This is a genomic window from Duganella vulcania (genome assembly GCF_009857655.1).
GTDB lineage: Bacteria > Pseudomonadota > Gammaproteobacteria > Burkholderiales > Burkholderiaceae_D > Rugamonas > Rugamonas vulcania.
In genome coordinates, this window is the sequence record NZ_WWCX01000002.1 from 274,298 (window position 1) to 288,345 (window position 14,048).

10 protein-coding genes are annotated in these 14,048 nt (G+C 66.8%); 4 read left to right on the top strand and 6 right to left on the bottom strand.

The window, feature by feature from the left end; all coding sequences use genetic code 11:
* Position 1: 1 nt before the first annotated feature.
* Positions 2-628 carry a TetR/AcrR family transcriptional regulator gene (locus tag GTP90_RS04290; RefSeq protein WP_161082316.1) on the bottom strand — a complete coding sequence of 209 codons (627 nt, stop codon included), beginning with the start codon at positions 626-628 and terminating at the stop codon, positions 2-4.
* Positions 629-707: 79 nt separating this feature from the next.
* On the opposite strand from GTP90_RS04290, the gene GTP90_RS04295 reads away from it, so the two are divergent.
* Entirely contained in the window at positions 708-1,373 is a 666-nt protein-coding gene (locus GTP90_RS04295) for an O-methyltransferase (protein ID WP_161082317.1), read from the top strand.
* Positions 1,374-1,386: 13 nt separating this feature from the next.
* Here the strand turns inward: GTP90_RS04295 and GTP90_RS04300 are convergent, their stop codons facing one another.
* Positions 1,387-2,544 (bottom strand): PA0069 family radical SAM protein, encoded by a 1,158-nt coding sequence (locus tag GTP90_RS04300; RefSeq protein WP_161082318.1) that lies wholly within the window; start codon positions 2,542-2,544, stop codon positions 1,387-1,389.
* Positions 2,545-2,775: 231 nt separating this feature from the next.
* On the opposite strand from GTP90_RS04300, the gene GTP90_RS04305 reads away from it, so the two are divergent.
* Genes GTP90_RS04305 through GTP90_RS04315 form a run of 3 tightly spaced genes read left to right on the top strand, consistent with a single transcriptional unit; the run spans position 2,776 to position 8,074 of the window.
* Positions 2,776-3,351: a DUF2760 domain-containing protein gene (locus tag GTP90_RS04305; RefSeq protein WP_161082319.1), complete on the top strand. Its 576-nt coding sequence runs from the start codon at positions 2,776-2,778 to the stop codon at positions 3,349-3,351.
* Positions 3,348-5,201: an Hsp70 family protein gene (locus GTP90_RS04310; protein WP_161082320.1), complete on the top strand. Its 1,854-nt coding sequence runs from the start codon at positions 3,348-3,350 to the stop codon at positions 5,199-5,201. The genes GTP90_RS04305 and GTP90_RS04310 overlap by 4 nt, the downstream gene beginning before the upstream one ends.
* A gap of 2 nt (positions 5,202-5,203) precedes the next feature.
* The gene (locus tag GTP90_RS04315) at positions 5,204-8,074 is read left to right on the top strand and encodes an Hsp70 family protein (RefSeq protein WP_161082321.1); all 2,871 of its coding nucleotides are present in this window, start codon (positions 5,204-5,206) and stop codon (positions 8,072-8,074) included.
* Here the strand turns inward: GTP90_RS04315 and GTP90_RS04320 are convergent.
* From GTP90_RS04320 to tssH, 4 genes are all read right to left on the bottom strand, one after another.
* A complete protein-coding gene (locus tag GTP90_RS04320; RefSeq protein ID WP_161082322.1) occupies positions 8,057-8,725 on the bottom strand; it encodes a tRNA-uridine aminocarboxypropyltransferase in 669 nt (222 codons plus the stop codon). The genes GTP90_RS04315 and GTP90_RS04320 overlap by 18 nt on opposite strands.
* Positions 8,726-8,761: 36 nt before the next feature.
* Positions 8,762-10,468, bottom strand: coding sequence for a methyl-accepting chemotaxis protein (locus GTP90_RS04325; protein WP_161082323.1), 1,707 nt, complete (start codon positions 10,466-10,468; stop codon positions 8,762-8,764).
* Between the two features lie 96 nt (positions 10,469-10,564).
* The gene (tssA, locus tag GTP90_RS04330) at positions 10,565-11,431 is read right to left on the bottom strand and encodes a type VI secretion system protein TssA (protein WP_161082324.1); all 867 of its coding nucleotides are present in this window, start codon (positions 11,429-11,431) and stop codon (positions 10,565-10,567) included.
* A gap of 14 nt (positions 11,432-11,445) precedes the next feature.
* Complete coding sequence (gene tssH, locus GTP90_RS04335) at positions 11,446-14,046, bottom strand: type VI secretion system ATPase TssH (RefSeq protein WP_161082325.1); 2,601 nt, start codon at positions 14,044-14,046, stop codon at positions 11,446-11,448.
* Positions 14,047-14,048 lie beyond the last annotated feature (2 nt).

Genomic DNA, 14,048 nt, shown 5'->3' on the forward strand with positions numbered 1-14,048 from the left:
ACTAGTTCAGGCTGGCGAGGTAGGCGCATAGCATGTCGGCCAGCGCTTCCGAGTAGGCGTGGATTTCTTTAGCCGTGCGCTGGGTTTCCGAGAACTGCTTGCCGACTGAGCTGAAGGTTGTCATCACGAGGTCGCCGGCCAGTGCGCGCACGTGGTCCGGCGACTTGGGCAGGGCTTCGCGCATGAAATGCTCGATGATACGGTCGGCCGCCGCGCGCGTCTCATGCGCTTCGGGCGTGTCGCGATAGAACGGGGCGGCGTCGTTGAGCGCGGTGCGGATCTCGGCTTCCTCGCACTCCGAGCGCAGGAAGGCGTGTACCAGCAGGCGCAGCCGCTCCAGCGGCGGCTTGCGCAGGTCTTGCAGGATGTTGATCAGCATTTCGGTCGTCTGCCGCCACTCGTCCGCCTGCAGCCTGAACAGGATGGATGCCTTGTTCGGAAAGTACTGGTAAACAGATCCGACGCTCACGCCGGCCCGCTCCGCAACCCGCGTGGTGGTGAAGCGGCGCACGCCCTCCTTCGCCAAAACCTGAATAGCCGCTTCGAGTATGGCCGAAACCAGGTCGGCCGAGCGCGCCTGTTTGGGCTTCCTGCGCGAGGAGATGCTGGCTTTTGCAGGGTCTGTCATGAGGTGGTTCCGGAACGCGAATATGAAATGTGAAGGATTCTTCATATTATATCCGTACTTCTTTTGAAAGGAATCACCCATGACAACCCTGACCACCAATCCCGTCGCGCCACTGCTTGACCGCCTGTTTGACGAAGCGGCCAAGGTGCAGATCTCCGCCATCCCGGCTGTCGCCGAATTGTCCAAGGACGAGCGCGACCGGCTGATGCACAGCAAGACGGAATACATCAACCTCTACCATCGGCTGAAGGACGTGCCGCTGCCGGTGTCGCGTCAGACCGGCGAACTGCTGTACATGCTGGCGCGCAGCTGCAACGCCAGCAACGTGGTCGAGTTCGGCACGTCATTCGGCATCTCGACCTTGTACCTGGCTGCGGCCCTGCGCGACAACGGCGGCGGCCGTCTGATCACCAGCGAGTTCGAACCGTCCAAGGTGGCGCGGGCGCGCGGCCATCTGGAGGAAGGCGGCCTGCTCGACCTGGTGGACATCCGCGCTGGCGATGCGCTGGAGACGCTCGCCACCAATCTTCCGGACCAGATCGACCTGCTACTGCTCGACGGCGCCAAGGCGCTCTACCCGGAGATCCTCGGCTTGGTGCGGAGCCGCTTGCGGCCGGGTGCGCTCATCATCGCAGACAACGCCGACATGAATCCGGAATATGTGGCGATGGTGCGCTCACCGGCGTCAGGCTATATGTCGCTGCCGTTCGGGGAGGATGTCGAGCTCTCCGTCAAGCTGAACTGAGATTGAACTGAGGTCAGAACAAATCCATCTGCCCCGCATCGGCCGCCGCCTTGGCGCGCGCGCCCAGCGGCGGCACCACCAGCGGACGCGTGAACTGTGACGCGTCCATGTTGTGGAAGCGGCTGCCGCGCCCGGTCAGGCCGAGGCGTTCGGTGGCGATCTTGAAGCGCTGCCGTATCAGCTCGGCCCACACGCCCTCGCCTTTCATGCGGGCGCCGAAGGTGCTGTCGTAGTCTTTACCGCCACGCATTTCGCGCACGCGGTTCATCACGCGTTGCGCCCGCTCGGGGAAGTGCGCCTGCAGCCACTGGTGGAACAGCGGCGCCACTTCCCATGGCAGGCGCAGCACCGTGTAATGCGCGCTGACGGCGCCGGCCTCCTTGACCGCTTCCAGGATGCGCTCCAGGTCGGGCTCGGTGACGAAGGGGATGATGGGCGCGACGCTGACCGCGACCGGAATGCCGGCGTCGGTCAGCGTGCGTATCGTGCGCAGGCGGCGTGCCGGTGCAGCCGCGCGCGGCTCCAGCGTGCGCGCGATGGCCGGGTCCAGCGTGGTCAGCGTGATGGCCACGCCGGCCTGCTCCCTGACCGCCATCGCGGACAGGATGTCGATGTCGCGCTCGATCAGCGAGGACTTGGTGATCAGGCCCACCGGATGCTGGCACTCCTGCAGCACCTCCAGCACGCGGCGGGTGAGCTTGCGCTCGCGCTCACAGGGCTGGTAGGCGTCCGTGTTGACGCCGAGCGCGATCGAGGACGGCTCGTAGCTCGGCTTGGCCAGTTCGCGCCGCAGCATTTCCGGCGCGTTGACCTTGGCGAAGATCTTGCTCTCGAAATCCATGCCCGGCGACAGGCCCAGATAGCTGTGCGTGGGCCGCGCGAAGCAGTAGATGCAGCCGTGCTCACATCCACGATACGGATTGAGCGAGACGCTGAACGGCAAATCCGGCGAGGCGTTGCGGCTGAGGATGGACTTGCAGAGCTCGTCCGTGACCACCGTCTTCCACGGCGCGGCTTCCGCCTCTTCGCGCTCCCAGCCGTCATCGTAGGCCTCGCGGACGTTGACCTCGAAACGGCCCTGCAGGTTCGACACCGCGCCACGGCCCTTCTGCCCCTTCAGCGAGGGCGGCGGCAGCATCACATGCTCTTGATTATTTTCATCGTGGGACATTGCGGCACCAAACTACTGTATATATAGACAGTATTCTATGCGCTTGAAAACGCGATATCAAGCTAAATATCAATCGCGCGGGCTTGCTGCCTTGGGGGCAACGTGGTCAAGCTGGTATCATGCAGGACTTCCGGGGGATGGAATTCCCCGCGCCTTGCGCGCCCCCAACCCACACCTCGCCAGGATGCCGCCGATGCGGCGCCCCGGCTCACCCGATACGAGCACACAAACATGAACAATTCGAGTCAACCATTGCCGTCTTTTTTTAGCCGGATATCGATCGCGATCGGCGCCTTTTTCCGCGCCCTGTCCGACGCCGACTACGCAGCGCGCCTGACGCGCATCGACGACGCGCCGCAACCGGCCGCCGCGCCGGTGGCAACGCCTGCTCCGAAGCCAGCGCCGGCCCCCGCACCGCTGCGCGTGGCGACGCCGGATGCGGCCCTGCAGCTTCTAAGCCTGTTCCAGCGCGAGGCGCGCCTGATCGACTTCACCCAGGAGAACCTGAGCGCCTATTCCGACGCCGACATCGGCGCCGCCGCGCGCGTGGTGCATGAAGGCTGCAGCAAGGTGCTGCGCGAGCACTTCACCATCGAAGCGGTGCGCAGCGAGGCCGAAGGCAGCCGCATCGTGCTGGAAGAAGGCTTCGACGCCAGCGCCGTGCGCCTGACCGGCAATGTGGTCGGCAGCGCGCCGTTCCGCGGCGCCTTGAGCCATCGCGGCTGGCGCGCCTCCAACGTGCGCCTGCCGAAACTGGCGGAAGCGCATGACGCGTCCATCCTGGCGCCTGCGGAGGTGGAATTATGAGCGACCCACGCTACGCCATCGGCATCGACCTTGGCACCACGCACAGCGCGTTGTCCTATGTGGACCTGGGCGCCAGCGACGGCGAGAAAACCCGGCACGGCGTGCTGGCCATTCCCCAGCTGACCGCACCGGGCACGGTGGAAGAGCTGCCGCTGCTGCCGTCCTTCCTTTACCTGCCGCACGCGGACGAACTGGCGCCGGGCGAATTGAGCCTGCCATGGCCGCAGTCGCCGGAAGAACAGACCAGCGTCGCCGGCGAGATGGCGCGCAGCCGTGGCGCCACCACGCCTATCCGCCTGGTCTCCAGCGCCAAGAGCTGGTTGAGCCATCCCGGCGTCGACCGCCGCTCCGCGCTGCTGCCGAACGACGCGCCGGAAGAAGTGTCGCGCGTCTCGCCGCTGGAGGCGTCCACGCGCTACCTGACGCACCTGCGCAAGGCGTGGGAGCAGGCCTACCCTGACGCGCCGTTCGGCGAGCAGGCGGTGACGGTGACGATCCCCGCCTCGTTCGATCCAGGCGCGCGCGAACTGACGGCCGACGCGGCACGCGCCGCCGGCTACACCAACCTGACGTTGCTGGAAGAGCCGCAAGCAGCCCTGTACAGCTGGATCCAGGGCAGCGAAGGCCGCTGGCGCAAGGAGGTCAAGCCGGGCGACATTATCCTGGTGGTGGACGTGGGCGGCGGCACCAGCGACTTTTCGCTGATCGCCGTGCTGGAACGCGACGGCGTGCTGGAACCGCACCGCATCGCGGTGGGCGACCATATCCTGCTGGGCGGCGACAATATGGACCTGGCGCTGGCGCACCTGGTGGCGCGCAAGCTGGCCGCCAACGGCACGCAGCTCGACGCGTGGCAGATGCGCGCGCTGACCTACGGCTGCCGCACCGCCAAGGAAAAACTGCTAGCCGATGCCAGCGTCGACACCTGGCCTATCGTGGTGCCAAGCCGTGGCTCGAAACTGATCGGCGGTTCGATCCGCACCGAGTTGACGCGCGACGAGGTGACCACCTTCATCCTCGACGGCTTCTTCCCGCAAGTGGATGCGGCGGCGCGTCCGGCGGTGCGCACGCGCGCGGGCCTGACGCAGCTTGGCCTGCCGTACGCGCAGGACGCGGGCATCACGCGCCACCTGGCGGCGTTCCTGGCACGCCAGCTCGGCGCGACCAGCGAACTGGAAGGCTACGCCGGCAAGCAAAGCGCCGACGCGACCTTCCTGCATCCGACGGCGGTGCTGTTCAACGGCGGCGTGTTCAAGTCGGAGCTGCTGGCGCAGCGCATCATGGGTACCATCAACGACTGGCTGTACATGGAAGGCTCCGAACCTGCGCGCATGCTGGGCGGCGCGGACCTGGACCTGGCGGTGGCGCGCGGCGCGGCCTACTACAGCTACGTGCGGCGCGGCAGCGGCGTGCGCATTCGCGGCGGCACGGCGCGTGCGTACTACGTGGCGATCGAATCGTCGATGCCTGCCATCCCCGGCATGGAGCCGCCCATCCAGGCGCTGTGCGTGGCGCCGTTCGGCATGGAGGAAGGCAGCGAGATCGAGCTGCCGAACCAGGAGTTCGGCCTGGTGGTCGGCGAGCCGGTGCAGTTCCGCTTCTTCGGTTCGTCGGTGCGCCGGCAGGACCAGATTGGCGACCTGCTGGACTTCTGGGGCGCCGATGAGCTGATCGAGTTGAACGAGATCCAGGCGACGCTGTCGACCGAAGGCCGCACCGTCAGCGATGTGGTGCAGGTGCGCCTGCATGCGATGGCGACCGAGTCGGGCACGCTGGAACTGCAAGCGGTGGCCAACGACGGCCAGCGCTGGAAGGTGGAGTTCGACGTGCGCGCGGGTGCCCAAGCCTGAGCATGAGCCAATACGTCGTCAGCATCGATCTCGGCACCACCAACACGGTGCTGGCTTATTCGGAACCGGGCAGCGCGCAGATACGCCTGTTCGAGATCGAGCAGTTGGTGGCGCCGGGTGAAGTCGGCGCCGGCGCGCTGCTGCCGTCGATGCGCTATCACCCCGCGCAGGGCGAGCTGGCGGATGGCGACCTGCAACTGCCCTGGCCTTCGGCCGATGTCGCGGGCCTGCCGCAGGTGGTGGTTGGCCGGCTGGCGCGCGCTTTGGGCGCGCAGGTGCCGGGGCGGCTGGTTTCCAGCGCCAAGAGCTGGCTGTCGCATCCCCAGGTCGACCGCATGGCGCCGATACTGCCGTGGGGCGCGGAAGCCGATGTGGCCAAGGTGTCGCCGGTGGCGGCCAGCGCCTCCTACCTGGCGCATGTGCGGGCGGCGTGGAATGCGCGCTTCCCTGCGCATCCGCTGGAACGCCAACAGCTGGTGCTGACGATCCCCGCTTCGTTCGACGAAGGCGCGCGGGCGTTGACCCTGGAGGCGGCGCGCATCGCCGGCCTGCCGGACCTGCGCTTGCTGGAGGAACCGCAGGCGGCCTTCTACGACTGGCTGTTCCGCCAGCGCGCCACGCTTGCCGCGGACCTGGCGGACACGCGCCTGGTGCTGGTCTGCGACGTCGGCGGCGGCACCACCGACTTCAGTCTGATCAAGGTCGAAATGATCGACGGCCAGCCGCGGATCAGCCGCATCGGCGTGGGCAACCACCTGATACTCGGCGGCGACAATATGGACTTGGCGCTGGCGCATCTGGTGGAAGCGCGCATGGCTAGTGGCGACGCCGCTCAGGCGCGCCTGTCGGCCAGCCGGCTGTCGCAACTGGCGGAGCGCTGCCGGGCCGCGAAGGAATTGCTGCTGGCCGCCGATGCGCCGGAGCGCACTACCGTCACGCTACTTGGTTCCGGCTCGCGCCTGATCGGCAGCTCGCGCTCCGCCGAGCTGACGCGCGATGAAGTCGCGGCACTGGTGGTGGACGGCTTCTTCCCGCTCAACGCAGCGCGGGAACCGGCGCAGCGCGGCCGTGGCGCCATCGTCGAATTCGGCCTGCCCTATGCCAGCGATGCGGCCATCACGCGCCACCTCGCCAGCTTCCTGCGCCAGCACGCGTCTGCCGCGCGCGAGGCATTGGGCATCGCTGCGGACGACTCCACCATCCCCGTTCCGGATACGCTGCTGCTCAACGGCGGCGTGTTCCGCGCCCATGCGCTGGCCGCACGGCTCGAAGCCACGTTGACCAACTGGCGCGGGCGGCCGTTGACCGTTCTGCATAACGACAATCCCGATGTGGCGGTGGCACGCGGCGGCGTCGCCTACGCGTTGGGCCAGGCAGGGCAAGCGCCAGTGATCGGCGGCGGCTCGCCGCGCAGCTACTTCCTGCTGCTGGACGACGAGGCGCGCCAGGACAAGCCGCGACGCGCCATCTGCATCCTGCCACGCGGCAGCGCGGAGAACCGCGAAATCCTGCTGGCCGACCGCACCTTCGCGCTGCGTTTGGGACGGCCGGTGCGCTTCCACCTAGCCTCCTCGATTGCCGAAGCCGCGCCGCCGCAAGCCGGTGAGCTGGTCGAGCTGCAAGCCGACGAATACATCCAACTACCGCCTATCGCCACCGTGCTGCGCGACAGCAGCAGCGCCGACGCCCGCAAGGAGATCCCGGTGCAGCTGGCCGCCACGCTGAGCGAGGTGGGTACGCTGGACGTGCATTGCGTCGCCATCGAAGGCGGCCAGCGCTGGCTGCTGGAGTTCCAGCTGCGCGGCGTTGCCGTCGAAGAGGACAGCGATACCGCAGCGCCGAAAGAAGCGCCCATGCCGGCCGGTTTCGACGCGGCCATCGACAAGATAGACCGCATCTTTGGCAGCCGCGCGCAGCAGGTCGACATCAAGGAAGTCAAACAGCTGCGCACGCAGCTCGAACACCTGCTGGGCAGCCGCGAGAGCTGGGCCACGCCGCTGCTGCGCCGCCTGTTCGACGCGCTGATGCAGCGCGCCAAAGGCCGCCGCCGCTCGTCCGAGCATGAACGCGCGTGGCTGAACCTGAGCGGCTACTGCCTGCGGCCCGGCTTCGGCTACACGCTGGACGAGTGGCGCATCGAGCAGCTGTGGGCCATGTTCGACACCGGCGTCCAGCATCACAAGGACAGCCAGGTTTGCGCCGAATGGTGGACGTTGTGGCGCCGCGTGGCCGGCGGCCTGAGTGTGGAAGCGCAGCTGCGCGTGCTGGACGATTTCGCCTTCAACGTGCAGGCCGACGAACAGGAACGTGGACGCCGCCCACAGACGCTGGTCAACGGCAGCGAGGAAGACATGCTGCGCCTGGGCGCTTCGCTGGAACGCATCCCCGGCAGCTACAAGGCCGAAATCGGCGCCTGGATGCTGGGCCGGCTGGAGGCGGCGACCAAGGCCGCGAGCAAGGCCGCAGCCAACAAGACCCGCAGCGGCTCGGCCGATGTCGGCAAGGCGGAAGCGGCGCAGGCACGCTTCCTTTGGGGTTTGAGCCGCGTCGGCGCGCGCCAGCCTTTCCACGGCAGCGCACATGATGTGGTGGAGTCGGCGGTTGTCGAGCAATGGCTGGCCGTGATCCTTTCGCTGGATTGGAAGAAGGTGGAGCCGGCCGGTTACGCCGCCGCCCATCTGGCGCGCATGACGGGCGACCGCTCGCGCGATATCGGCGAGGCGCTTCGGGCGGAAATCCTGCGGCGCCTTGCCGCCATTGGCGCGCCGGCCAGCTGGGGCGCCATGGTGCGCGAGGTGGTGCAGCTCGACCAGGCCGACGAAAAACGCATGCTGGGCGAGGCCCTGCCGCCAGGCTTAAAGCTGATCGCCTGACGGCGGCCGCGCCACGTAGCCAGCCTGCTGGGCGACGAAACCATCGAAGGCGTCGATCAGCGGATTGAATTTGTTTATATCGTTTTCCAGCTGGGCCAGCGCGTAGACCGTGGCCTCCAGCGTGGACAGCTGGTCCGGCAGGTGCGCCTTGCGGATCAGGTAGTGCGACGGCGGCGTGTCGCGCAGCGGCAGGCGCGGCAAGCCTTGCAGCGCCGGATTCAGATACAGCATCTTGCGACTTTTGCGCCAGGTCCCGTCCAGCACCACCAGTCGCAGGCGCTGCGGCTCGCGCAGCCAAGCCGCATCGAACGGCTGCGCGGGCGTCAGGCCCAATGACTTGTCCTCGGCGGTGTCGGGGTACAGCAGCACGCTGCGGCGTTCGGGCGACAACAGCGCCTGCAGGTGCTCCGGTGCGAAGGCCTCCCCTACTTCCAATTGGCTATTGGCCAGGCTCAGATGCAGCAGCCGCGCGCTGCCCTTGGCGTTGTGTACTTCCATCGGATGTTGAAGGATCAGCACCTCCACCGCGTTCGGCAAGCGCGCTACCCAGCGGCAGATGCAGGTCCGCTGCGGTCGCAGGCAGGCGGCGCATTGCGCGCGCGCGGGTGATGGGGTGGCTGGAGCGGCGGTGCCGCCGGTACTGGTCGTCATAGGCCGCCATTGTACCGAAGGCGCGCGCCGCGCTGCTTAGAACTCTTCCCAGTCGGATTCGCTGGACGCCACGGCCGTGCGCTTGGGCGCCGCTGCCAGGGCCTTCGTGGGCTGGGCGGCCACCGCCGGCGCCGGACGCCGTGCAGGCGACGCAACGCGCGGCCGCGCAGGTGGCAAGGCGCGCGCCTGCATCGCCATCTGCGAGGCATCGAGCTTGAACACGCCGACCACTTCGGCCAGCTTGGCCGATTGCTCCTGCATCGATTCCGCCGCCGCCGCGGCCTCCTCCACCAGCGCCGCGTTCTGCTGCGTCACCTGGTCCATCTGCGTGATCGCGTCGTTCACCTGCGCGATGCCGAGGCTCTGCTCTTCGCTGGCATGGCTGATCTGGGACATGATCTGCGTGACGCGGCTGATGCTGGTGACGATTTCGCTCATCGTCTGGCCGGCCTTGTCGACCAGGTCCGAACCCAGCGCCACCTTCTGCACCGAATCGTCGATCAGGCCCTTGATGTCCTTGGCCGCTGCGGCCGAGCGCTGCGCCAGGTTGCGCACCTCGGACGCCACGACGGCGAAGCCGCGTCCCTGCTCGCCTGCGCGCGCGGCTTCCACCGCCGCGTTCAGGGCCAGGATATTGGTCTGGAAGGCGATGCTGTCGATGACCGAAATGATGTCGACGATCTTGCGCGACGAGTCGTTGATCGAGCCCATGGTGCTGACCACCTCCCCCACCACGGCGCCGCCCCGGCTGGCGATCTCGGATGCGGTGGCCGCCAGCTTGTTGGCCTCGCGGGCGTTTTCAGCGTTGAAGCGCACGGTCGATGTCAGCTCCTCCATCGAGGACGCGGTTTCCTGCAAGGAGCTGGCCTGCTGCTCCGTGCGCGAGGACAGGTCCTGGTTGCCGGCGGCGATCTCGGTCGAGGCGGTGGCCATCAAGTCGGTGCCATTGCGCACCTGGCCGACGATGTTGACCAGGTTCGCGTTCATGGTCTTGAGGGCGTTCATCAGCTGGCCGGTTTCGTCGGTGCTGTTGACCTGGATGTCGCTGGTCAGGTCGCCCGACGATACAGTCTCCGCCACCTTCACCGCCTCGTTGATCGGCGTCGTGATGGTACGGGTGATCCACCACGCGGCGATTACGCCCATCGCAATCGCGGCCAGTCCCAGTATCGTCAACAGTGTGCGTCCGCTGGCGTACTGCCGCTGGATTTCGAGCGCCGCCTTATCCAGCAAGGCGGCCTGCATGTCGGAGAATTTTTTCAGCGCGTCCAAATAGAGGATGCGGTTCCGCGTCATGTCGCCTTCGTAGAGGCTCTTGCCCTTCTCGAGATCACCGGCGCTCTTGGCGGCGAAGACGGCCTTGCGGACTTCCGTATAGGCCTTGCGCGTGTCCAGCACTTTCTTGAAGAGGGGCTTGAGTTCCTCGTCGTCGATGGAGGCGCCGATCTGGTCCTGGATCTGGGTCGCGCGGCCGGAGGATTCGGCCATCATGCCTTCGAGTTTTTTCTGGTCGGCCGGATCGGCCACCATCCACGCGCCGGTGGTGCGCGCCGCGTTCACTTCGATGATCTTGCCCCATTCCGCGATCAGCCGCTCGTCGCGGATTTTCACGTTGATCATTTCGTCGGTCATCGAGCTGGCACTGCTCAGACGAAGGATGCCGATGACGGTCATCGCCGTCAGCATCAACAGGATGAGAGAGAAGCCGAAACCCAGGCGTGTGCCGATCTTCAGATTGTTCATAGCTGTCCTCAAAGCGAGATGGGGGCCATCAGCCCATGCTAGCACTATTTGAGGTCAAACTATAGTCCGAAGGAAAATATTTCACAATAGAAATATTCACTCTCCTGCGGGTTTGGCGTCCAGCAGTTCCTCGACGCTGGCGATGGCGGCGGGATCCTTGATGACGGCACGCAGCCAGACGTGCAGCGGCATGTCGCCCCAGCTGGCGGCTTTGTCGGCCAGGTAGGCCACGGGGCTGTGCGGTTCCGTGCGGCGGAAGAAGTCCGCCACCATGCGCAGCTGCGTCAACGCCTGGCGGCGGTCCTGCAGCGGACCACTGGCGGCGGGCGTGGCCGGGCCGCACGCGGCATCACGGCCGGAGGGCGCCGCCTGCATCGAGCCAACCGGCGCCACGCTGCGGATGACGGTTTGCAGGCTGTCCTTGGCGGCGCTGAACCCTGGGCCATCGGCGCCGAGCCGCTGGTCAACGATGCGTTCCAGTTCGGTCAGCGCGGCGAGACAGTACTCGGCATCCGCCAGCAGCGCAGCGCCTTCCGCCAACGGCGCCTCCTTGACCAGGGCCGGCGTGCGGCTCAGGAGCCAGAACAGATTGCCGATGCGCTGTTCGTAGTCGTCATCCTCGGCGACCGGGTACATGTCGTCCCAGAAGTGCTCACACAAGCCGGCAAGCAGCGCGTAGCCTTCGCCGAGGCCACGCAGGCCGCGCGTTTTGGCTTGCGCCTCCGCCAGCCAGACAGCCAGCCGCATGTCCTTGCTGCGGGTCGCGATCATGCCGGCGCTGCGGCTGGCGACGAAGGGCCAGTCGGCCTCCTTCAGCGCGGCGATCCATTCGCCCTGGTCCAGCGTGGGATCGTCGTGCACGCGCGCCTGCGCGATGCGGTCCACTTCCGCGCTGAAGGCGAGGTCCTCGCCGCATGGTTGGGCTGCGCTGATGGGTTGCAGCAGCTGAGCGATGTCGAACATGGTCGGCCTCCGTGCTATTTGATGGTGTATTTGAACTGGCCCTGCTTGCTGGCGCCGACCTTGATCTTGCCGATGGCGGCGCCTCCCGACATCCGCTGCAGCACCGCGTCGGCGATCTCCGGCAGCAGGCTGCCGTTGAGGATGTGGTCGACGTTGCGGGCGCCGGAATCGACCTCGGTGCAGCGCGCCAGCACCGCCTCGACCAGCGCCTGGTCATAGCTGAATTCCGCGTGGTGGTGGTCGCGGATGCGGTGGCCGATGCGGTCGAGTTTTAGTGCGATGATCTGCGCCAGCACCGCGTCCGGTATCGGGTAGTACGGCACCACTTTCAGGCGGCCCAGGAAGGCGGGCTTGAAATGCTTGACCAGGTGGGGCCGCAGCAGCTCTTCAAGCTCCACCTGGGCCGGCGGTGTTTCCTTGTTCAGGCAAGCCTGCATGATGGCGGCCGAGCCGGCGTTGGAGGTGGCGATGATGATGGTGTTGCGGAAGTCGATCTCGCGCCCGTCGGCGTCGTCCATCACGCCCTTGTCGAAGACCTGGAAAAACAGTTCGGTCACGTCGGGGTGGGCCTTTTCGATTTCGTCGAGCAGCACCACGCTGTAGGGATTGCGCCGCACCGCTTCGGTCAGAACGCCGCCCTGCCCGTAGCCGACGTAGCCCGGCGGCGAGCCTTTCAGGCCGGAGACGCTGTGCGCCTCCTGGTACTCACTCATGTTGATGGTCAGGAGCTTGCGTTCGCCGCCGTACAGCAGGTCGGCCAGCGCCAGTGCTGTTTCGGTCTTGCCGACGCCGGACGGGCCGACGAACAGGAATACGCCCTTCGGCTTGTTCGGGTCGTCGAGGTTGGCGCGGGCGGTGCGCACGCGCTGGGCCACGGCGGCGATGGCGTGCGGTTGGCCGAGGATGCGGGTCTGCAGCGCGTCCTGCAGTTTGAGCACGGTGCGGATTTCGTCCTTGACCATTTTACCCAGCGGGATGCCGGTCCAGCCGGAGACGATGGCGGCGACGGTGGAGGCATCCACGTCCATCGGCACCATCGGCGTGTCGCCCTGGAGCGCGGTCAGCTCCTCGCGCAGCGCCTGGACTTTCGCGGCGCCGTCGTGCGATGCGCGCTCGCGGGCAATTGCTGCGACCAGGGATTGCTCGCGCTGCCAATGCTCGCTGTGCCGCGCATGCTCGGCCTGCAGCATGGCATGCGCTTCCTGCCTTTGCCGCAGCCGCGACGCGTGCACGTGCTGGTCTTCCTCGCGCCGCAGGGCTGCGATCTCGGTACTCAGGCGGTCCATGGCCTTGGCAACGTTCTCCAGCAGCGCCGGCGTTCCGCTTTGCGCCAGCGCGACCCTGGCACAGGCGGTATCGAGCACGCTGACCGCCTTGTCCGGCAGCTGGCGGCCGCTGATGTAGCGATGCGACAGCCGTACCGCCTCGGTCACCGCTTCGTCGCGGATGCGGATGCCGAAGTGCCGCTCCATCAGCGGCGTCATGGCGCGCAGCATGGCGCTGGCGATTTCCTCGGTCGGCTCATCGACCTTGACGACCTGGAAGCGCCGCGCCAGCGCAGCGTCCTTCTCGAAGTACTTCTTGTATTCGCTCCAGGTGGTGGCGGCGATGGTGCGCAGCTCACCCCGCGCCAATGCGGGCTTGAGCAGGTTGGCGGCGTCGTTCTGGCCGGCCTGGCCGCCCGCGCCTATCATCGTGTGGGCCTCGTCGATGAACAGGATGATGGCGTGCGAGCTTTGTTTGACTTCGTCGATGACGTTCTTCAGGCGGTTCTCGAACTCACCCTTGACGCTGGCGCCGGCCTGCAACAGGCCCATGTCCAGCGTGCGGATCTCCACGCCTTTCAATACATCCGGCACGTCGCCGGCGGCGATGCGCAAGGCCAGGCCTTCCACCACGGCGGTCTTGCCAACGCCCGCCTCGCCGGTCAGGATGGGATTGTTCTGGCGGCGGCGCATCAGGATGTCGATCGCCTGGCGTATCTCGGCTTCGCGGCCGATCACCGGATCGAGTTTGCCGTCGTGCGCCAGCTTGGTCAGGCTGGTGGTGTACTGGTCGAGCGCCGGCGTGCGCGGGCCGCCTTGCGGCGCCATGTCGGCAAGCGGGGCGACGGGGGACGCGTCGGCTGCGGCCGTTTCTTCCTGCGAGCCATGGGTATATTTCTCCAGCTTGTGCTTGACCTCATCGATGGGAATCCGCGCGAACAACGGCGAGGCGCGCTGCGCCAGCTGCGACAAGTCAGCGTCCGTCAACAGCGCGACCAGCAGGTGTGCGCTGCGGATACCGTGCGGCTGCGGCGTCGCCAGCGAGGCGATCAGCCATGCGTGTTCCAGCAGCAGCGGCAGTTCGCGCGAGAACACTGGCGTGCGGGTGCTGCCGATCTTGAACTGGCTGACCTCATGATGCAGGTCCGCCTCCAGCGCTTCGGTGCTGACGCCGCACTGGCGGGCGATCAGCACCACATCGCATCGCTCCTGCTCCAGTAACGCCAGTAACAGGTGCTCCACTTCCACTTCATACTGGCCCAGCGCCACGCAGATGCTGGCCGCGCGTGTGGCGGCCAGGCGGGTGGTGTCATTCAGCTTGCCGATCAGGGTCTTCAGATTGAGGTTCATGC

Bases quoted from the DNA above. Each gene is read 5' to 3' on its own strand.
- GTP90_RS04290 (WP_161082316.1), bottom strand. From the start codon at position 628: ATGACAGACCCTGCAAAAGCCAGCATCTCCTCGCGCAGGAAGCCCAAA.
- GTP90_RS04295 (WP_161082317.1), top strand. From the start codon at position 708: ATGACAACCCTGACCACCAATCCCGTCGCGCCACTGCTTGACCGCCTG.
- GTP90_RS04300 (WP_161082318.1), bottom strand. From the start codon at position 2,544: ATGTCCCACGATGAAAATAATCAAGAGCATGTGATGCTGCCGCCGCCC.
- GTP90_RS04305 (WP_161082319.1), top strand. From the start codon at position 2,776: ATGAACAATTCGAGTCAACCATTGCCGTCTTTTTTTAGCCGGATATCG.
- GTP90_RS04310 (WP_161082320.1), top strand. From the start codon at position 3,348: ATGAGCGACCCACGCTACGCCATCGGCATCGACCTTGGCACCACGCAC.
- GTP90_RS04315 (WP_161082321.1), top strand. From the start codon at position 5,204: ATGAGCCAATACGTCGTCAGCATCGATCTCGGCACCACCAACACGGTG.
- GTP90_RS04320 (WP_161082322.1), bottom strand. From the start codon at position 8,725: ATGACGACCAGTACCGGCGGCACCGCCGCTCCAGCCACCCCATCACCC.
- GTP90_RS04325 (WP_161082323.1), bottom strand. From the start codon at position 10,468: ATGAACAATCTGAAGATCGGCACACGCCTGGGTTTCGGCTTCTCTCTC.
- tssA (WP_161082324.1), bottom strand. From the start codon at position 11,431: ATGTTCGACATCGCTCAGCTGCTGCAACCCATCAGCGCAGCCCAACCA.
- tssH (WP_161082325.1), bottom strand. From the start codon at position 14,046: ATGAACCTCAATCTGAAGACCCTGATCGGCAAGCTGAATGACACCACC.